The sequence below is a fragment of the Segetibacter sp. genome (assembly GCF_025963695.1).
Classification (GTDB): Bacteria; Bacteroidota; Bacteroidia; order Chitinophagales; family Chitinophagaceae; genus Segetibacter.
Genome location: NZ_JAOQAH010000085.1, coordinates 75,205 through 95,380, shown reverse-complemented (window position 1 = coordinate 95,380; position 20,176 = coordinate 75,205). Strand labels below are relative to the sequence as shown.

The 20,176-nt window shown below is 40.3% G+C and carries 13 protein-coding genes; 4 read left to right on the top strand and 9 right to left on the bottom strand.

Features of this window, described 5'->3' with window-relative positions; all coding sequences use genetic code 11:
- Positions 1 to 95 precede the first annotated feature (95 nt).
- Positions 96 to 1,418 (top strand): ATP-binding protein, encoded by a 1,323-nt coding sequence (locus tag JWR87_RS14895; RefSeq protein WP_297821484.1) that lies wholly within the window; start codon positions 96 to 98, stop codon positions 1,416 to 1,418.
- Between the two features lie 2 nt (positions 1,419 to 1,420).
- The gene (locus JWR87_RS14890) at positions 1,421 to 2,674 is read left to right on the top strand and encodes a tetratricopeptide repeat protein (protein WP_297821482.1); all 1,254 of its coding nucleotides are present in this window, start codon (positions 1,421 to 1,423) and stop codon (positions 2,672 to 2,674) included.
- Between the two features lie 476 nt (positions 2,675 to 3,150).
- Here the strand turns inward: JWR87_RS14890 and JWR87_RS14885 are convergent, their stop codons facing one another.
- From JWR87_RS14885 to JWR87_RS14865, 5 genes are all read right to left on the bottom strand, one after another.
- Positions 3,151 to 4,548, bottom strand: a complete 1,398-nt coding sequence (locus tag JWR87_RS14885) for a sugar porter family MFS transporter (protein WP_297821480.1) — start codon at positions 4,546 to 4,548, stop codon at positions 3,151 to 3,153.
- Positions 4,549 to 4,692: 144 nt separating this feature from the next.
- Positions 4,693 to 6,012, bottom strand: coding sequence for a hypothetical protein (locus JWR87_RS14880; RefSeq protein WP_297821478.1), 1,320 nt, complete (start codon positions 6,010 to 6,012; stop codon positions 4,693 to 4,695).
- A gap of 70 nt (positions 6,013 to 6,082) precedes the next feature.
- The gene (locus JWR87_RS14875) at positions 6,083 to 7,201 is read right to left on the bottom strand and encodes a Gfo/Idh/MocA family oxidoreductase (protein ID WP_297821476.1); all 1,119 of its coding nucleotides are present in this window, start codon (positions 7,199 to 7,201) and stop codon (positions 6,083 to 6,085) included.
- Positions 7,202 to 7,550: 349 nt separating this feature from the next.
- On the bottom strand, positions 7,551 to 8,411 hold the full coding sequence (locus tag JWR87_RS14870; RefSeq protein ID WP_297821474.1) for a sugar phosphate isomerase/epimerase family protein: 861 nt from the start codon (positions 8,409 to 8,411) through the stop codon (positions 7,551 to 7,553).
- A gap of 142 nt (positions 8,412 to 8,553) precedes the next feature.
- Positions 8,554 to 12,066 carry a PVC-type heme-binding CxxCH protein gene (locus JWR87_RS14865; protein ID WP_297821472.1) on the bottom strand — a complete coding sequence of 1,171 codons (3,513 nt, stop codon included), beginning with the start codon at positions 12,064 to 12,066 and terminating at the stop codon, positions 8,554 to 8,556.
- Positions 12,067 to 12,196: 130 nt separating this feature from the next.
- Between JWR87_RS14865 and JWR87_RS14860 the strand changes: the two genes are divergently transcribed.
- Complete coding sequence (locus JWR87_RS14860; RefSeq protein ID WP_297821470.1) at positions 12,197 to 13,066, top strand: AraC family transcriptional regulator; 870 nt, start codon at positions 12,197 to 12,199, stop codon at positions 13,064 to 13,066.
- 198 nt (positions 13,067 to 13,264) lie between these two features.
- Here the strand turns inward: JWR87_RS14860 and JWR87_RS14855 are convergent, their stop codons facing one another.
- Both JWR87_RS14855 and JWR87_RS14850 read right to left on the bottom strand, forming a co-directional pair.
- Entirely contained in the window at positions 13,265 to 15,631 is a 2,367-nt protein-coding gene (locus tag JWR87_RS14855) for a c-type cytochrome (RefSeq protein WP_297821468.1), read from the bottom strand.
- Between the two features lie 506 nt (positions 15,632 to 16,137).
- Entirely contained in the window at positions 16,138 to 17,337 is a 1,200-nt protein-coding gene (locus JWR87_RS14850) for a hypothetical protein (RefSeq protein WP_297821466.1), read from the bottom strand.
- A gap of 299 nt (positions 17,338 to 17,636) precedes the next feature.
- Here JWR87_RS14850 and msrA point away from each other — a divergent pair, with 299 nt between their 5' ends.
- On the top strand, positions 17,637 to 18,125 hold the full coding sequence (gene msrA, locus JWR87_RS14845) for a peptide-methionine (S)-S-oxide reductase MsrA (protein WP_297821464.1): 489 nt from the start codon (positions 17,637 to 17,639) through the stop codon (positions 18,123 to 18,125).
- A gap of 200 nt (positions 18,126 to 18,325) precedes the next feature.
- Here the strand turns inward: msrA and JWR87_RS14840 are convergent, their stop codons facing one another.
- Positions 18,326 to 18,751: an SRPBCC domain-containing protein gene (locus tag JWR87_RS14840; protein WP_297821462.1), complete on the bottom strand. Its 426-nt coding sequence runs from the start codon at positions 18,749 to 18,751 to the stop codon at positions 18,326 to 18,328.
- 786 nt (positions 18,752 to 19,537) lie between these two features.
- Complete coding sequence (locus JWR87_RS14835; protein WP_297821460.1) at positions 19,538 to 19,738, bottom strand: hypothetical protein; 201 nt, start codon at positions 19,736 to 19,738, stop codon at positions 19,538 to 19,540.
- Between the last annotated feature and the right edge of the window lie 438 nt (positions 19,739 to 20,176).

Sequence of the window (20,176 nt, the reverse complement as noted above, 5' to 3'; positions counted from 1 at the left end):
TTATCATATAATAAAACATCCCTGTTTTTAAACACTAATATTGCGTTTTATAAGAAACTTACCACCTATTCTTACAAAAAATAATTTTATTATACATGGATGACAATACAATAAACAGTCTCAGGGAAGCACTAAAATTCTCACCTGGAAACATTCCATTAAAACAACATTTTGCAGATACTTTATTAAAAGCTTCTCTCCTGGATGAGGCTGAAAAAGAGTACAAAGAGATAATGGCAATGGCCGATACCCACCAGTCCAAAACAGGACTTGCGACTGTTTTTTTCTTAAAGGGGCAATATTCTCACTGCAACGTAATACTCGAAGAGCTTCTTCAAACCGGCACGGTAGATTTTGACGTACTCATCTTGCATGCAAAAGCCCTACTAAAAGAACATTCTATCGACAAGGCAACCGAAATTTATAAAAAGGCTCTTTCAATAAATCCTGCATTTCGAGACGAAGAACTCGATAATCAATTACGCCTGTCTTCGATCATGGGGCAGGATGATGATGATGATGATGACGACGATGAAGCGTTTGAGTCACCTTTCATACAAAAGGCAGATATTAATTTCGATGACGTAGGCGGAATGGCCAACATAAAAAAAGAGATAGATCTAAAAATTATTCGTCCCCTTCAGCATCCCGAGTTGTATAAAGCCTACGGCAAGAAAGCAGGTGGAGGAATTTTATTGTATGGTCCTCCCGGATGCGGTAAAACTTATATTGCAAAAGCAACGGCCGGCCAGGTAAATGCTCGTTTTATCAGCGTTGGTCTCAGTGATATACTTGATATGTGGGTCGGCAACAGCGAGAAAAATCTGCACAACATCTTTGAGGTAGCAAGACAAAATACTCCGTGTGTATTATTCTTCGATGAAATTGATGCGCTGGGTGCCAGCCGAAGCGATATGAAACAATCGGGCGGCAGGCATTTAATAAACCAGTTTTTGCAGGAATTGGATGGGATTGATGGCAACAACGAAGGTGTTTTAATTCTTGGCGCAACAAACACCCCCTGGCATCTCGACTCAGCATTCAGAAGGCCGGGACGCTTTGACCGAATCATTTTTATTCCGCCTCCCGACACAGAAGCAAGGGAATCTATCCTTAAACTGAAACTAAAAAACAAACCAATTGAATCAATCGATTATAAAAGCCTTGCCTCCAAAATAGAAAATTATTCAGGAGCCGATATTGAGGCAATCATTGATATAGCTATTGAAGAAAAGCTCGAAGAATCCTTTAAAGATGGAATTCCCAAACCCCTTTCTACAAAAGATATTCTAAACGCAGTAAAAAGGCATAAAGCAAGTACATCAGAATGGTTTGCAACGGCTAAAAACTTCGCGCTGTTTGCCAATGACTCTGGCCTTTACGATGATATCTTAACGCATATGAAAATTAAAAAATAGCAATGGCTGATAATTTAATTCAGAGAGCTCAAATATTAATACAGCAGAACAGGTACGAAGAAGCTGGCCACCTGCTAAGAAACATTCTTAGCCAGGATCCAAATAATATTTTTGTGTTAGCCATGTTATCGCAGGTTAAGTTACAGCAGGATGATACAAAAGAGGCGGAGGAGCTGATCGATAGCGCTATTGGCTTGAGTCCCGATACTGCTTATTTATTTTATATCAAGGCAAGTATTGCGATTCGGAAAAACAAATATGATGAAGCAGAAAAAAATCTGCAAACAGCGGTAGCTATTGATCCGGATGAAGCAGACTTTTTTGCGTTATGGGCCTCAGTAAAACTAACCCGGAAACAATACGAAAAAGCTTTAGAACTGGCAGACGAAGCACTGCAACGTGATCCTGAAAACATTTTAGGATTAAATATCAGAAGTACGGCACTGCTTAAACTGAATAGAAAAGAAGACTCCTTCAGCACAATTGAGGGAGCTTTAGCTCAAGATCCTAATAACGCTTACACTCACTCAAATTACGGATGGGGCTTGCTCGAAAAAGGTGACCATAAAAAAGCACTCGAACACTTCCGGGAGGCCCTTAAAAACAATCCGAATTCACAGCATGCACAGTCAGGTATGGCCCAGGCGTTAAAAGCAAAGTATATATTATATCGCCTTTTTCTTAAGTATGCTTTTTTCATGGGCAACCTCTCGAAAAAGAATCAGTGGGGGCTTATAATTGGTTTCTACCTTGCCACCAGGCTACTAAATTTTATTGTTGAGAGCTATAAAAGTTTGCAACCAATTCTTATCCCTTTCATGGTCTTAATAGCCCTGTTTGCATTTTCTACATGGATTATTACCCCGGTAAGCAATTTGTTTCTTCGCTTAAATCCGTACGGCAAATACCTTTTAAATAAAAAGGAAATATGGAGTTCAAATTTTGTTGGCGCCAGCCTGCTGCTGTGTATTATTGGAATTATTCTTTATTCATTGTTTTCTAATCCAAACTGGCTACTGGTTGCAGTATTCGGTTTTGCAATGATGGTTCCGCTTGGCTCCATGTTCTCCGACTCAACACGCAATAGCAAACTCGTTATTTATAGCGGGGTCATGTTTATTCTTGGCGTACTCGGCATCATACAAGCATTCATTACATCCGATCCACTCAATATCTTCTCAATACTTTTTCTCATTGGGTTCGTAGCCTTTCAGTGGATCGCCAACTTTATGAGGATAAAGCAGAGCAATGTGTAGTTGCTAACATAATTCGTTGTAAATAAAAGAGAAGCAATATAAATGAAGTTGCTTCTCTTTTATTTTATCATTTACAGATCACCGTTATTTTTTTGGGTGCAGGCAACGGATATCAATTAAGCATTCGTTGCGTCGCACCCTTGTACAATAGTAACTCCGGTTATACTGCCAATAGGATAATAGGAAAACGGCGGCGTTAGCTATGTCACCATCAAAGGAAGCTTTCTCAACATTGTGCCCACCTCCACTTTTTGAAGGCTTGGTCCGCATTTCATCATGGTTGTTATCAAAAGCTTCATTAAACACTTTCGAATTAAGTAACACTTGCAAAATATCACATAAATATGCGGTTGTCTTGCTTTAATAATAAGCCCACCTTTGGGAGGCAAGAAGTTGGGGGCAAATTCTTGATTGTAAAAAACCCTTCCTTAATAGGAGGGGCTTTTTATTGTACTTCAAATCTGTTTCTATCAGACTTAATTCTCCTTAACCAATTTCCTTTCCAGTTGCTCCAACGAAACACCTTTGGTTTCCGGAACTTTTGTCAGTACCCATACCAGTTGCAATAACATCATAAATGCAAAAAACGCAAATATTGGCCACGGATTATCTTTGAAAATCCCATTTTCCGAATCGAGAAAAACAGGGCTGAACAGGGTGATTAATGCTGCGAACACCCAATGAACACTTGCACCAAAAGACTGCCCTGTTGCCCTTACCTTGTTTGGAAAAATCTCAGATATAAATACCCAAATAACAGCGCCTTGGCCAACAGCATGAGATGCTACAAAAAGCAACAAAAACACCAATAGAAAACCGGGGCTTGCATGAGAATAAAATGCCCACGCAACCATAGAAAGACTAAGAATGTAGCCGAAGCTGCCTATAGTTAGCAAGGTTTTCCGGCCTGCTTTGTCAATAAGATAAAGCCCGACGAATGTAAAAATAAGGTTGGTACCGCCGATCGCTATAGAGTTTAAGAGCGACTCTTTTGCAGCAAGACCAGCTCTTTCAAGAATTTCGGGGGCATAATATAGTATAAAATTTATCCCGGAAACCTGGTTAAAAAAGGCAACAAGAAACGCCAGCCAAAGGATAGTTTTATATTTAGAACTAAAAAATCCTGAGGTGTGACCTACAGAAGTTTCATGCTTAATACTGTCTGTAACCGATGAAATCACTTCCTCAACATTTGTGATCCCCAACCTTAATAATACCTTGCCAGCACCTGCCAGGTCGTTTTTCTTAGCTATTAACCAACGCGGACTTTCAGGAATACCTATAACCATTATCGTATAAATAAGTGAGGGAACAGCCATAACCCCCAGCATCCAACGCCATGAATTCTCGCCACCTACGCCGGCAAAAAAATAGTTTGAAAGAAAAGCCACTAATATTCCGAATACAATATTAAACTGGTACATGGCTCCCAACCTTCCGCGGGTAGCAGGTGTTGATATTTCAGATATATAAGTTGGAGCCGCTACTGACGATACGCCGATGCCAAGGCCACCGATAAAACGGAAGAATGAAAAAGAATAAGGGTCTGGCGCTAATGCCGATCCTATAGCTGAAACACTAAAAAGTACCCCGATCCATAACAGAATCTTTTTTCGTCCAAACTTTTCTGTAGGAGCTCCCCCAAATAACGCACCTACCACTGTGCCCCATAAAGCCATTGACATAATAAAGAATCCGTGAAACCAGGGAGACGTGTGCCAAAGTTCTTTAATGGGAAGGTTTGCCCCGGATATAACAACAGTGTCAAATCCAAAAATAAAACCAGCGAGGGCCGCTATTAAAGAAATACCGAAGAGATTTCCTGAACTTTTAACTGGTGTGCTAGATGTAGTTTCATTTGAAGCAAGCTGCATTGTAAATGGTTGAGTTAGTAGTACTAGTAAGAACGTTTCAATAACAATTTAGAGCAAAATAGTTAAAAGGAATTTACTGGTGCACATAGAAATGTTTTCACCTGCCCGTTTTTTAAGCGTACAGCTGTAACACTCTTATTAATTTCATCTTTTAACCTTTATTACGTTTGTATTTCTCCCTTTAAAGTATTTGTCAATAAACTGTAAGTATTGTTCCCAGTCATATGGCATAACACTGTGGCCTCCGGGACGAATATGGTAGGCAAGCCGTCCAACTACAGGCTCACTTAAGCCAGGCATTTTTTTGGCTGGAAATCCCTCGGTACCTAAAAAACGATAAACAGGGTCAGCAGCTAAAGCCGAGGCAAATTCACCTTCAGGATCAGAATTTCTATCTCCTTCTGCACTGCCGATATAAACTGGCCTGGGAGCGATTAGAGAAACAACCATATGTTGATCAAAAGGAAGGATAGAATCTTCGTCAATGTATTTTTTAAGATTTGAACAAAACCAATGAGGAAATACAGTACATAGACGTTTTATATTTTCGCCCTTTGCACGATGAAATAATTTTGCCCCACCCGCCCCCGATTGATTACTAATTACCAAAGCAAAACGTTGATCGGTTGCACCTGCCCACAAAGCCGCTTTTCCTAACCTTGAAAAGCCAAACAACGCTACTTGCTTTGCGTCAACATCTTTATCTGTTTCCAGGTAATCCATTGCACGACTTAATCCCCACGCCCATGCACCCATCGTACTAAAGTTATCACCTCTTCCCTGCAGTTCAGGATAAAGCGCATGTACACCGTTCTTAAATCCATCAGCGTAATCAGGGTCAATATCGCCGCGGTAAATTGTTGCAAAACCATAGCCATGCCTTAAAATCATATCTACATCCCAACCGCCGGATGCATTACCCCGGCCGGCTTCCGTCGCCCTATTATTAACCACTCCAATGGTCTTCGGCTCCATCCAGCTAACAGGAAGCTTTATCCCGGTATCGCTGTTGGTTTTATGATTGCCGTCGAAGTTTAGTTGCAATACAACCGGTACAGGAAATTGCACCTGATTAGGAAGGTAAATGAGAATGTCCATTTGAGGGCCGTCTACTGTTCCATCGAAGAATACCGTTACTTGTTTGCGGGTAGCTCTTCCGTCTAATACATTCTTATTTACATCAAATACCTTAAAGGTCATAGTTCGGGGACGCACAGGCGCCACACCGTACATCTCGCGAGAGAATGTCTCAATCAATTCTCTTCTGCGGCTATTCCATTGCCTGGCGGTGCGAACTTTACCGCCATTATTCATAACAAGGGGATCAGGCAAGGTGTAAGCTGCAGCCGTATTCGCAGTTTGTGCAAATGACTTTACAGTGGTACCAGACATAAAAAAAACAACCGTTATTAAGGTTGTTATTGTTCTTTTTACTTTTTCTATTTTGCCAGTTTGTAGAATCATGCTTTTAGTCACTGCTTCAAAAAAAGTGGATAAATTATTACTGGTTAGCTCAGTACTGTAAAAGATAAAATTATGGGTTACTTAATGTAAACTCAGGCAAGAAAAGCTGCTTTCCATTTTGCATAGCAGACTCATGTGCAAGAATACCTACACAAGTAATGTTTGCGGATTGTCTTGCATTTGGAAAAGGTTCACGCTTGTGATGAAGTGCCGAAAGAAATTCATTTACAAGGTGTGGATGAGACCCGCCATGGCCCGACCCCTGGATAAAGGATAAGTGTTGTTTACTGTCTGCGTCGTACACTCCGCCGGTGGTAAAAGATTGTATCTCTTCAGGTAACAGGTGCGCATAATCCGGAATCTTTACTTTTTCTGGTGTTTCGCCCGTGTGTATAACTGACTCTTCATGTTCAACGAGGGTCCATTCAAAAGATTTTTTAGATCCATACACATCAAAACTTTCACGGTATTGGCGGGCAGTATTGAATAATGAGCGTGTAACTTCCGCGGCAAGGTCTGAGTCTTTAAATTTAATATGGCAACTCTCAATTGCGAAAGGCGAACCGTATTTACTAATCAGGTTTTCATCAATTCTTCCGGAGCCATAACACGAAACATGTTCTGCATCAGCTTTTGCCAATGCCACCACTGGCCCTACGCAATGGGTGGCGTAATGCATCGGCGGCAAACCTTCCCAATACCCCGGCCATCCTCCCATTTCCTGCTGATGCGATGCCCTTAAGAATTGTAGCTTACCCATCTCGCCTTTTTCATACATTTCTTTTACAAACAGAAATTCACGGCTGTACACTACAGTCTCCATCATCATATATGTCAACCCTGTTTCCTTAACAGCTTCTACTATCTGCCTGCATTCTTCTACAGTAGTTGCCATTGGTACAGTACAGGCTACATGTTTACCAGCCCTTAATGCTGCAATAGATTGTTCAGCATGACTTTGAATAGGTGTATTGATATGGATAACATCAACATTCGGATCTTTCAACAAATCATTATAGTCGCTGTATCTTTTTTCAATACCGAACGCTTCACCAACTTCGTTGAGTTTATCTGTATTCCTCTGGCAAATGGCATACATGTTTGCATACGGATGGCGTTGGTAGATAGGAATAAATTCTGCCCCAAAACCGAGACCGACAATAGCTACGTTGAATTTGTTGTTTTCCATAATGTTGTTTTTAGAAGTTGGTTTTAGTTTTAATGATGTTTTATTAAAATAAGTGTTTACTCATTTAACGGCAGCAGCTTATGTTACCTTTCGCTGTGCTTACTAAGCGCCGCTTATACCCATGGGCTGAGAATATAATAAATGGTACAAGCGCGCAACGCAAGAGTAACCCCAAACCGCTAAAGGGGCTTTTGAACCAGGCACAATGAACCTGCTGATTTTTTGTTGCAGTACAAGAGCGTGACACAACAATGTTTAATAGATATTCTGCTGCCGGTAACAAAAAAATATACATATTCACTAGTAGTATGTACCATATTAGTAATTGGGCCAGTAACTAAAAATCCTTTCAGGCAAATAAACCCTTTAAAAAATGCAAACCTTCTGATGCAAATTTATCCTGGCTTTCGGCCATTGGATGCCAAAAGCAAACTGCGCCGGCTAGTTCTTTATTTTCAGGAGTGAAACTTTCTATGGATACGACGCCCCGGTAATTAATCGCTTCTAATCCTCTCTTATATGCCTCCCATGGTGTCTGGCCGGTTCCCGGTGTACCCCTGTAATTTTCCGACACCTGAAAATGGATCAATTTATCTGCAGTACTAATAATAGCCTTTTCAACATCGCGCTCTTCGATGTTCATGTGAAAACCATCAAGCATTATTTTAGCGGCAGGATGAGCAATGTCATTGACGAGGCGAATAACATCGGCCGCAGTATTTACAAGGTCCGATTCAAAACGGTTTAATGGCTCTAAAGCTATTTGCAGATTTCTTTCCTCAGCCATTTCACACACCAGCTGCAGGTTCTTCACCGCTAGCTCCCACTCCCGTTTTCGCTGCTCATCGGGCACCATTCTCGCCTTGCCTACGGCAGAATACATTGGGCCGGCCAGGAAAGAGGTCTCCCAGCTATTGCACAAATCGAAACAAGATTTGATATAGTCGAAACAGTTTTGATGAATGGCAGGATCATCGCTGGTAAGATCGCGTGAAGGACCGAAAGCCGCACAAACCACGGGGGTTAACCCATACTCCTGCAAGCCTTGCTTTACAGCTTTTGCATCAATCAATTCAGGGTATTCAACAGCAATCTCAACTGCGTCAAACCCCATGTCTCTAATCTTTTTGAATACCGAATGAGTAGACGCAGTGGAAAAAGGCGAAGTCCAAAGCCAGGTACTAACACCGTATTTAATTTGTAATGCCATAATTTTTATTTCGAATAGAGCCCGTCTTAAATTCTTTTTTTTACCAGCATTTCAATGCTATGTAGCATTAGTTGCGTCGCACTCTTGTACTGAAAGCTATATAATCAACAAGCCTTACGTCCGCTGACCGTCTTATAAATAATTATTTTGTAACCCTCATAATGCCTTTCATAATTCTCCAGTGACCCGGGAAAGTACAAACGAACGGGTAGTCGCCGGCAGCATTCGGAACCGTGAAGGTTATTGTAAATTCACCTCCCGGGTTTATCAGGGGTGTAGCTTGTAAAACCTCTGGCATTCTTGGTACATAATTCAACTTTGTACCATTCGGATCCATCGCCAGTTTATCAGCAGCAGCACCTACCTTTTCCATTGATTTTGGTTTAATAAGCACCCAGTTGTGCTGCATATGATCAGGATTTTTAAATACAATCTGAAGAACAGAACCTGCTTTTGCAGTAATCAATGTCTTATCAAACTTCATCACATCCTTCACCACATTCATTATAATCACTTTTGATGCAGTTTGCTTTTTGGTTGAAGCAAGACTTTGTGGAGAACCAGGGGTAAAGACTTCCAGTCTTGCACCCGTCAAAGCTCCACGAATTCTAAAAGTGTCAGGATATTCGGCAACCTTATCACTGCCTTGTTTATCTTCCATACCTACCCGCAAGCCAGTTTTAAAAGGGGTAGTAAACAAGCCGGAGGCAAGCGTATTAGCAACTTGTTTATTGTTGATGGCAAGGCCCATTGCTCCGTCTTTAAGTAACGTTGCCCTAAAATTAAACTTACCTGTTGCAGGTAAGGGTTCACTACTAATAGAATAAGACTTACTCTCCTGGTTTACCTGGAAATACAATTTATTTTCTTTCAGGAACAACCCGTAGCCATTTAAAAGATTTCCATGAGCCACAACTAAACCCTGGTAAGGGAAAGGTCCGTTTTTTTGCAAGTCGCCCGAAATCGTTATTTCTTTGTTTGTTACGTCTGGCGCTTCCAAAGGGGCAGAACCGGGAGCCCTGCGCGCTGGCAGAGAAATGGACGTAATTCTATTTAACATGGCAAGCCGCTGAGCCAACGATGCTTCACCGATATTGGTAGTGGTAGCAACAGCACCTTTTTTATTGAAAGCTGCAGCAAAGTAAGTTTGATTATTTGCAGCCGCTGCCGTAATAGCCCATTTCAACCAGTTATCTTTTTCATTTTCTGGTTTCAACGCTACATCTACTAAAGCAGTACCAATTTCAGCAGAAGGTTTCATATCTGCTAAAGCAAGTACGCCCGCTAGTTTTACTCTTCCGTCGACATCATCTAAAACCTTCGCTCTTTGCAAAGCTAATAACGTTGCCGGTGTTTTTGGTAACACCTGTACAGCAGCACGACGAACGCCGGCTATCGGATGAGATAAAGCTTTTATTGCAACATCTATAGCTTCTTTATTGGTGCCGTCAAAAGCTTTCAAACCATGCATGGTCCAAAGCGCATGAATAGCTGACGGGTTAATTCCTATTTCATCGGCTTTTTCGTTCCTTACTAATTTATATAAAGCTGGCAACACACTCTTATCACCGCTTTCAACTAAAAGTCTTTGAGCGTGTGAGCGCCAGAACATGTTATTGTTTGACAGGGCAGCAATAAGACCTTTAGGGTCACTTTTACTTAAACTAAAAGTATTCAGTTGGTTATTGCTTTTATTTACAATGCGATAGATACGGCCCCTTTCATGGTCTCTTAGCGGATTTATATAAGCGTTGCCTTTACCATTTTTAGCCTGGTACCCGCCGCGATCAGGTGAGGGAGTTGGGTTGTGCTGAATGATGAAATCGTACCAGTCAACTACCCACACTGCACCGTCCGGTCCAACTTCTGCCTGTACAGGTCCGGCCCATTCATCTGCACTCGTAAGTAAATTCCACCCGTCACCTTCTTCTTTAAACCCTGCACCGCTTTGCTTCATCACTGCACGGTGAATGACACGACCGGTTGGCTCATTTACAAAAGCTATCCTGTTCCAATATTCTTTAGGAAAATTTCTTGCAGTATAAAGGCTATGACCTGCTGCAGCTGTAAACCCTCCTTGCACATCTACCTGCCGCAGGTTTTTGGTTGCCACGTGCATCTCGTAATGGGCATCTAGCTTTTCCACTCCAGACTCATCAATTTTACCCATCGTCAGGTACTTCTTATCTATTCCGTAAAAACCGGAATGGGTGTTATTTGCTGTTGAAATAAATACATCAAAATCTTCTGAGAAACCTAGTCCCCAGGTATTGTTGCTGGTGGTAGATAAATACTCTAACTTTTTTGCATCAGGAGTAAAGCGGTACAGGCCTGAACTAAATTTGATAGCGCTATCACCCACCTTACCATTAAAGCCTGAGTAACCTACCACGCCCCATATTTTATTATCAAGCCCGTAGCGAAGGTTTGAAGCCTGGGCATGTGTATCATCTTTACCCCAGCCACCTAATATCGGCTGCCTTACATCTGCTTTTCCGTCTCCGTCTGTATCTTTTAAAAACAAAAAACTCGGCGCGCTGCTGACAATAATACCACCATTTGAAAAGACGAAGCTGGTTGGGATATTCAGTTTGTCAGCAAACACAGTTGATTTATCAGCCTTGCCATCTCCGTTTGTGTCTTCCAATATTTTTATACGATCGTCACCTATATCACCGTCTTTTACTTCGTTCGGATAATCTATAGTTTCGATAACCCACAATCTTCCTTTTTCATCCCAATTCATAAAAATCGGGTTAATAACATCTGGTTCTGCAGCAAACAACTGAAGTTCAAGACCGGGAGGTACTTGCATTAAAGACATTGATTCGGCCGGGCTTAAAGGCGCTTGTAGCTGAGGGGCAGGTTTGCGGTTTTCATAGTTAGGAATAGTGGCATCACTGTAGGTAGGTTTCGCTATCTGGTAAGCAGCAAGGCTCGCCCTTGCGTTATCACCCACCGCCCACAGTATTCCGTTTTTTACCAGGTTAAGAAAGCCCTGGTTATTAAACGTTATCTCGTCGTGACCATAAGCAGTGTAGAAAACCCGTCCATCCCCAAAAGGTCTTACCCATGTGTAAGGCTCGTGGTGATCGCCTTCTACCCTCTCAGAAAGCACTTCTATATTCTTGCTAATCTTAGTGTGTACATACGTTTCGTCCTTTGTAGTAAAAGCATTAATGCCTTTCATTACAACATGCTCAGGCTTTATAATTACAGCAGGAAAAGAATCTATTTTATGAGTTGAAAACTGCCCGCCAATCATTTCGACTACTTCAGGGGAATTGCGAAAGCAATACGAAGCGCAATGAAGCGGAATAAATCCTTTTCCGCCTTTTACAAAACTCAATAAAGCTTTTTCCTGGTCTTTAGTTATCTCATCGTGGTTCGCATATACAACCAGCCCGTCGAAGTTTTTCAGGTTGGCATCATTCATATCGTTCGGGTCGTTCGTATAGGTAATATTAATACCATCTTTAAAATATTCTTTGTTTAAGATGTCTGCCAATTGCTGGGAGTCGTGGTGCTTGCTTTTATGCCCAAGAAACAAAATTTCGAGGCGTCGGGCAGGATCAGCAGCTTTGTTGGTAGCTGCTATAAAACAAATGGAGATAAAACAGATAATAAAAAGAAGGAGATTTTTTTTAGAGGTCATGGCAATTGTAGTTCGTTAGAAATTAGATAGCGAATATCGCTACAATGTTTTAGAAAAGATACGCGCATTATGTCACATTATGACTGTATCTTGTCAATAAAACAATAGAAATAGAGATATTAAAGAAAACATGAAGGTCGCTTTACATAAATCAGCTATTCCCGACACAAAAATTTTTGTAGTTAAAGAACTGGTGGAAAAACATTTCGATCCTACGTGGCATTCCCACTCCGAGTACCAGCTCTTTTTTGTAGCGGAAGGATCAGGAACGCGTTTCGTTGGTGATAGTATAAAACTGTTTCAACCTGGCGAACTCGTTTTTACCGGCCCTCACTTACCTCACCTGTGGAGAAGCGAAGAATGTTATTTTGAACGAAAAAGCACTTTACAAACAAGAGGAATTGTAATTTATTTAAACGAACATTTTTTAGGTGAAGACATACTGGCTAAAGAAGAATTTATACCGTTAAAAAAGCTTTTCGCAAAATCTATCCAGGGGCTTGAATTTTATGGAAAAAAAAAGGAAGACGTAGTTCAGCTAATGAAAGAACTACTGCAGTTGCAAGCCGTCGAAAGTATTATTCACCTGCTGCAAATTCTTACCCTGCTTGCCGGTTCTAAAGACTATCATTATATATCTCCGATAACTTACCAGAACCCTTTAAAAAAATCGGAAACAGACCGGATGAATTTGGTGTATGAATTTGTTTTGAAAAACTACCGGACAAAAGTAACACTCGAAGATGTTGCTTCATTACTTCACATGACACCTACTTCTTTCAGCCGTTATTTTTCAACAACTAATAACAAACGGTTTTCAAGATTTGTATCAGAAATAAGAATTAAACAGGCTTGCAAAATGTTAGTCGAAACAAATCTTTCTATATCTGACATTGGGTACGACTGCGGCTTTAATACCCTTTCAAATTTCAACAATCAATTTAAAGATGTAATGTCTAAAACTCCTTTAGAATACAAAAAGGAATTCATGAATTTGTAAGAAGAAAAATTTTTATGTTACCAGCCGACGTAACCTAATTAGACATTGTTGTGTCACTCACTTTTATCTTTTGATTCTTTATTCTACGACAAATCGAATTTTTTCAACTCTTTTACTTTCTACATTCACCGAAAGTCGGGTAAAAAGATACCACACGTTGCAAGTGTTGCATACCTTTTTACCCGCAACTAAATCATCTTATTTAGAAAGCTTATTTAGCTCATCCGTTGTAAAAGTCTTTTCCCTGTTTTTAAACCGCTTTCGCGTATTGGCTACATCAGCAGCGGTAACTATGTCTGTTGCTTTATTAAGCCACGAACTCCTGATGAAATTTGAGACCTGGGCAATATCACTATCAGTAAACTCTTTACTGGCGCCAATGCTTGGCATGTCACCATTAATCTCCGGCGCCTTATATACTTTACCGGCTACTTTAACAGGGCCTGTCAAACCATATAAAATGATTGCAAGCAACTTATTCTTATCTCCCGTTACCCACTCCGAATTATTTAAAGGAGGTGCAAGTGCCGGTACTCCGTTACCATCCTTACCATGGCAGGTTTGGCAAATCGTTCCGAATAGAGCCGCGCCTTTAGGATATAGTTTAGCAATATCGCCTGCATTGCTATTGTTTCTTGCTCTGGCAACATCTGTCATAACTCTCTTTAATTGCCTGTAAATAGCAATATTCGAATCCGGGTTAACACGAAGCGCTTCTTTATAAAAAGCAGTTTCTTTATCCTGCAGGTTGCTTATGATTGCATCAGCTACGTAAGTATTTGCCCCGTATTTTTTGGCCAGGGACAATAACAGTTGCTTTGCAGCAACAGCATTCAGTGGCTGAACATAATGCGCCAGGAAAGCAATATAGGTAGCAGCTAACGAATCGTCCTGGTTGATCATTTTTTGCAAGACCGGCAAAAACTGCTGATAATTAGTTTTACTAAGAACAGAAGGTAACACAGTTAGCGCTTGCGTGCGAATTTTCGAATCTGCTTGTTTCAATAACGGCAATACATCCGCTGGTTGTAAAACACCAAGGCCTTCCAACGTCCATAAGGAATGAGTAAGCCCTAATGCATTATTGCCAGCCATTAAATTTTTACGGAGTGCCGGTGCGACAGCTTTGTATTTCCCATCTAACAATAATTGTTGCGCTTTGTTTCGTACCCATCCATTGGGATGTTGCAACAAGGACACCAATTGGTTTGGATCTTTTGAAAACTTTGCAACTTCCCCGTTCTTATTAGTTGGAACAACTTTATAAATACGGCCGCAGGACAGCGGTTGGGTAAGACTTCTTTCTTTAATCTCGTTTTTAAGGTACGGCGTTAAATAGGTTTTGTGTTGAATGATTCCGCGATAAAGATCAACTACATACATTGCTCCATCCGGGCCAACATATAAACTTACTGGTCTAAAGCGTTCATCCTCGCTGGCGAGGAATTCTTTTTTAACATACGCCTCCCTTCCATCTATTCTATAACCATCGTCTTTTAGAATATTTCTTTTTATCAAATTTGCCGATGGTTCCGCTACAAATGCATTACCGTAATAGTCCTGGCTAAAAAGATCGGCATTATAAATTACAGGACCGCAGGCGGCAGTAAAATTTACCAGGCGAAGGCTATCATCAAGCACTCCTTCTAAATACCCGCGGTTTACTCCAGGCGTTGGCCTTACGGGATAAACCCTGTTGTCTGCTACTATTTTTTTTACGTATCCGGAAACGGAACGCTGGTGCTTGTTGGTAGCTCCTAATCCGGGGCTAAAATAGTCGCCCAATAGATTTTCAGAATTGGTATTATAGAATAATCTTCCCTGGTCGTCCTGGGTTATGCCCCACTGCCCTCGGAAATGGGTCTTTTCAATCAACCACTTGCTGCCTTTCTTTCTATATCGTTTACTCGATTTGGCACTGTAGATCCAATTGTCTAAAGCACGAAATAACCCGTTTGGTTGATGTTCAACATTGCCTGCATCAGCATACTTCGCGTCTACCAGGGTTCTATTTATTGGCTTATCATCCTTTAGATCATAGTACCAGAGATACGGCGGCTCTGCCACAAGGATGCCGTTCTCTATTAAACAGATTGCTCTTGGCAAAACCAGGGAGTCTATAACCACTTTACGATCATCCATTACACCGTCGCCATTTTTATCGCTTAAAATAGCCACTTTTCCAAGCGGCTGATCTTCACCTGTACCAACAGTATCAGGCATATAATTCTCCATTTCTACTACCCAGATCCGTCCTTTTTCGTCAAAGTTTAAAGCCACCGGGGCTGTAGTCAGCGGCTCCGATGCTACCAGCTTTACAGTAAAGCCATCTTCTACGTGCATTTTTTTAATACCTTCCTCTGCAGTTAAGACCGGGGAAGAAGTAGCCTTTTTCGGCTCTTGGATTAAAACGCTATTCTTTGTATCACCCTGGTTTTTCTTTACCAAAAAACTGAATCCTGCTATTAATACTACCAGGGGCAGAAAGTAAAGTGCCCTCTTTAGCACATAGACCTGTTTGGATTTATTTATGAATTCTAAAGAAAGTTGTTCAATATGCCTCATATCGTTATTAGAATTAAAAAAAGAATTTATTAAAACGTTCAATCTCACTTTTTAAAAACGCTTGTTTGATTGCTGCTAAACCTGCAAAAGAGTTATAGTTCTTTTGTTTGTGAGAATGATTTGTAAAAGATTAAGTAAAATCAGTAAAAGTGTAACTGCCTATTTTTTTGCTAAAAGGTTGACTTGTATAGGCACCACTGAAAAGGGGTAGAAATTGGGCGAAATAGAAAGAGCGGGAAAATGTTTTTTCATACAATCGTTGTTATTATTTAAAATTCGGGGGGAAATTACGAACAATAAGTATGTCACAGAATTAAAGAAGTAATAAATCGTGGCGAAATATGGCATTAAAGCATCCCTGACATTCCTGATAGCTGCATTTTTAAACATGACGTTTAAGAAGAGCTGAATGACCTGATTCGGTACAAGTGTGCGACGCAACAAAGGCATCATAAGGGTTAAAGGCCGGTACCAAAAGTTTAATTACAGCATACTCCCGTTAATTTTTATTTGTTTTTCTTATAATGATAAGTTGCAAACCGAATAAAATTGCTCCAGTCATATGCTGTAAGATTATGTTCTCCTTCCCTATTGTGATATGCCAATGAAGCGTAAATAATTGGCTGGTTGACGCCTGGAGGATTTGCAGGAAGATTTGATTTAATTCCATATAACGCGTACACCTTTTCAGCATTTTTTAGAGCTAAAAATGTTCCGGTGGGATCGGCCCAAAGATCTTTTGAAGCATTGGTGGCATATAAAGGTCGAGGTGCAACGAGGGAAATAAGCATATGCTGGTCGACGGGCAGCGCATTTTCATTATTGTTATACTTTTTATAATTGGTATTAAACCAGTGTGGGAAAGTGGCGTTAATACGATTAATTCTTTCGCCAAACTGCCTGCGTGCCAAAGCCGCTCCAGTGTTGCCGGAACAGTTGGTAATACAAAGTGCAAACCTCTGATCTTCTGCAGCAGCCAACAAAGAAGCTTTTCCACCACGTGAGTGGCCTACGACTGCAACTCTTTTAGCATCTATGTCTGTATCGGTTGCAAAGTAATCCATCACACGACTGGCACCCCACGCCCATGCACTAATAGCTTTCATTCCATTGGCAGCAGTAAGTTGCTCGGGATATAATTGCAGCACCCCCTCAACGTATTTCTCTTTATCGTCGGGAGCGAGGTCGCTAACATGAATTGCAGCGATAGCATAACCGCTGTCGACCAGCATTTCTGCTGGCCAGAACTCACTTTTTTTAGTCCTTGTAGGGTCTGTATTATCTCTTTCCCTGTTGTTAATTAATAAGAATGCAGGCACGGGCTTGTTTGCAGCGTTCGGAATAAACAATATAAGATTGATGCGAACGGAGTTATTATTGTTGAACACTTCAATCATAACCTGTTTTAGTTTTGCTTTGCCATTCATTGCAGTAGCATCTTCTTTAGTAACCGTATATTTTATACTGCTATATTTTTTTGGCATCTGGCCATAGATATTATTCTCGAAAAGTTTAAGGAGCTCGGGGCGTCTGCTATTCTCCCATGTTCTCGTATTCTTCACCTCCACATTCGAGGTGGTTTTTAAAACATCGGGCAATACATATTTGGGAACCTTTGCTTCGTCATAATTAGCTTCTTTTTGATCTTGTGCTTGTACACCATAAATTGAAGCCATTAAAACGAACCCTATTATTACTCTTTTCATATTCGACAATTTAGTTGTTTTACGAACGAGGGCAAAAAAGACGTGTTACCGGGAACTGACTAAGCCCAACTGCATAAAAAATTTCCTATTTAGAATGCGCTATAGTTGATATCCAAAAAAGAATATTGCGCCGGGTATTAAACAACTTCAAAAGGTATGTTGAGAATAAAGTGACCCATTCTATTTAATGGCAATGTTTACACCGAACTTTTCAGCCATTACTTTATGCAAGGCTAGTAGTGCATTTATACTCTGGCGTGGTTTTTAATTACTTTTGCTGAACAGAAACAAAAAAAGATATGAAGATTGAAAAGGCTATTCTTGCAGGAGGCTGTTTTTGGGGAGTGGAGGAGCTAATACGAGATCTGCCTGGTGTAATAGACACGGTTGTGGGTTATACCGGTGGCGATGTTGCCAATGCAACTTATCGCAATCATGGTACGCATGCTGAAGCCATTGCTGTAACTTTTGATGCAGATGTACTTACTTATAGAAATTTATTAGAATTCTTTTTTCAAATACATGACCCCACTACGCGCAACAGGCAGGGGAACGATAGAGGAGCTTCATACAGATCGGCTATTTTCTACGCGGACGAAGAACAACAGAAAGTTGCAAACGACTTAATTGCAGAAATGACAGCGTCGAAAAAGTGGCCTGGTGCAATTGTAACAGAAGTTGTACCTGCGGGAGATTTCTGGGATGCCGAGGCGGAACACCAGGATTACCTGCAAAAGCATCCGGGCGGTTATACCTGTCACTATCTAAGACCCGATTGGACCCTTTAGTCACTGATTTTTTATTTTGATGGCATTAATTCTTGTTCACTTAACTGGTGGGACAATTCTTTTCCGTCAACATCTTTTAAAACTGCGGGGCAAAATTGAAATCTGCCATTAACACACTTTAATTGTTTCCGGGGCTTTAAGCGGATAGTGTAGTGCTACGTATTTTTTTATCGTTCTTAGTTGTTGCAACCAGCGATCTATTATTGTTTCTCAGCTAATTGCTTCACCATCTCAAGGGCTTTGGGAAATGTATCACTAAAGTAATCTGCGTATTCTTCCATTATATCTAGTTGTACGCGCAACCCGGTAGTATTGCCATTTTCTTTCAAGTAATAACCTTCTAATGCTCCCGCCCAATCTTTGTTTTCCTCTAACCCATTTTTTATTTCACCCCTATGTTCAAACACCATTTCGTCGAAAGGAACCTTCTTTTGAATGACACCAAACATGCCGTCGCCTGTAGGAGATAAAAATCGGATGTTACTTCCTTCCTCCCAATCACTTTCTGCATAAGAACCTTCGGAAAAAACAGAAGTCCACCTTCTATAGCCTGCATCGCTCCATAAAACTTCCCATACTTTTTCTTTTTGTGCATTAATATGAACTGAAAAATTTAGCGTTGTCATAAGACAATTTTTAGTTTAAATGCTAATTTACCAAAGAAGAAAAGTAATATTTCCACGCCTGTACAAAACGTTGTTTCAACAGGCGCCAATCTTGTCGGGGGTTGCACCCGTTAAACCATTTCATTTCTCCTTTTACCTGGTACTACTATTTATTGTGTTGTTTCTATTAGCGGCTGCTAACAATAGTTGTAATACTGTGCATGTTTATCAGGCTGGAGGTCCGCAAGGAAGAGAAGGTAGAAATGACACTGGGACAGCTTTTTACAGCTACTATTACAAATTTCGAACGCTGTAACAAAACTGCTTTTGCCGTTTCATTCATCAGCGTTGTTGAAACTATAAACTTTGTAAAGCAAGCAACCCGGGAAATGCAACTTTTGAATTTACGAATCATTTCACCCCGGAGCTATTGTATTTGAGGTTGGAATTACAAACGATACAAAATATCAAAATTTGAAGAATTGTTAATCGACAGATTAAGAGCAGGTAATATTAGATACACGCTTCCTTTGGGAGACATTCGTTTATTGACAAAGCAAGACTTATAGAAATGTATTGGCGGGAAAAAAATAGAGAGCTATAAAAATAGCCCGGCCCTATTATTTGATAATGAAGTTGAATTGATGGAAACATTTAATAATCCACATCTGCAACAAGCAGAACTAGATACGTTTAACCTAATGCCATTTTACACGAAGATTTAAAATAAGGTGGTAAGACCAATCTGTTCGTATTGGCATTGAAGAAAAACAGCTTAAAGAACAGGAATATCCTCTTATATGAATACTAATTTTCGAAATCGCTTAATTGCACCGACTCCTGTTCGAGTAACTGTTTTGATCTTTCCTCCAGTTGATACTTGAAACTGTCGCAGCAAGCATTGATTTTAATAGATTGTTTTTCTAAATAAATCAGAGCGCGGTATTTGTGGGTTCCACATTTTTCCTTTTCAAGAATTTTGACTATACCGGATGGATTTGCTTTCATATAAAAGGCTTTCGTTTATGTTTAAGAAATGAAATCCTCACACTTTATGTAACCTTTTCAGAGAAATTAAAACCTGATAACAGTTTCAGATAATAAATGTAGAGAGTCTTTATAACTAAAAAGTTCGCGGGTGCATAACTTTAATGAAATGTGGATTAATAGTTGAAAGAGAAAACAAGAAATTATTATTGAAGGACTGATTTTTGAAGCTTTAAAACATTTATTTCCAAAATAGTCTAGAGCGCCTTGAAGCATGTTTTTTTTCGTGCCTGCATGCAAAAATCACTTCCTGTTCTCCCTTTATCTTGCTCTTTTCGTCTTTTATTGCTTTTATACTTGGTTAAACTACCCCGCTAAACAGGTTTTATTGTTTGCTATCGTAATTTGCTGTTTACAGTATAAAACCTTTTGCTGTTTCTTCTATATTGCCTTCATATA

Excerpts from the sequence above, each read along its gene's own strand:
- JWR87_RS14895 (WP_297821484.1), top strand. The coding sequence starts at position 96 with ATGGATGACAATACAATAAACAGTCTCAGGGAAGCACTAAAATTCTCA.
- JWR87_RS14890 (WP_297821482.1), top strand. The coding sequence starts at position 1,421 with ATGGCTGATAATTTAATTCAGAGAGCTCAAATATTAATACAGCAGAAC.
- JWR87_RS14885 (WP_297821480.1), bottom strand. The coding sequence starts at position 4,548 with ATGCAGCTTGCTTCAAATGAAACTACATCTAGCACACCAGTTAAAAGT.
- JWR87_RS14880 (WP_297821478.1), bottom strand. The coding sequence starts at position 6,012 with ATGATTCTACAAACTGGCAAAATAGAAAAAGTAAAAAGAACAATAACA.
- JWR87_RS14875 (WP_297821476.1), bottom strand. The coding sequence starts at position 7,201 with ATGGAAAACAACAAATTCAACGTAGCTATTGTCGGTCTCGGTTTTGGG.
- JWR87_RS14870 (WP_297821474.1), bottom strand. The coding sequence starts at position 8,411 with ATGGCATTACAAATTAAATACGGTGTTAGTACCTGGCTTTGGACTTCG.
- JWR87_RS14865 (WP_297821472.1), bottom strand. The coding sequence starts at position 12,066 with ATGACCTCTAAAAAAAATCTCCTTCTTTTTATTATCTGTTTTATCTCC.
- JWR87_RS14860 (WP_297821470.1), top strand. The coding sequence starts at position 12,197 with ATGAAGGTCGCTTTACATAAATCAGCTATTCCCGACACAAAAATTTTT.
- JWR87_RS14855 (WP_297821468.1), bottom strand. The coding sequence starts at position 15,631 with ATGAGGCATATTGAACAACTTTCTTTAGAATTCATAAATAAATCCAAA.
- JWR87_RS14850 (WP_297821466.1), bottom strand. The coding sequence starts at position 17,337 with ATGAAAAGAGTAATAATAGGGTTCGTTTTAATGGCTTCAATTTATGGT.
- msrA (WP_297821464.1), top strand. The coding sequence starts at position 17,637 with ATGAAGATTGAAAAGGCTATTCTTGCAGGAGGCTGTTTTTGGGGAGTG.
- JWR87_RS14840 (WP_297821462.1), bottom strand. The coding sequence starts at position 18,751 with ATGACAACGCTAAATTTTTCAGTTCATATTAATGCACAAAAAGAAAAA.
- JWR87_RS14835 (WP_297821460.1), bottom strand. The coding sequence starts at position 19,738 with ATGAAAGCAAATCCATCCGGTATAGTCAAAATTCTTGAAAAGGAAAAA.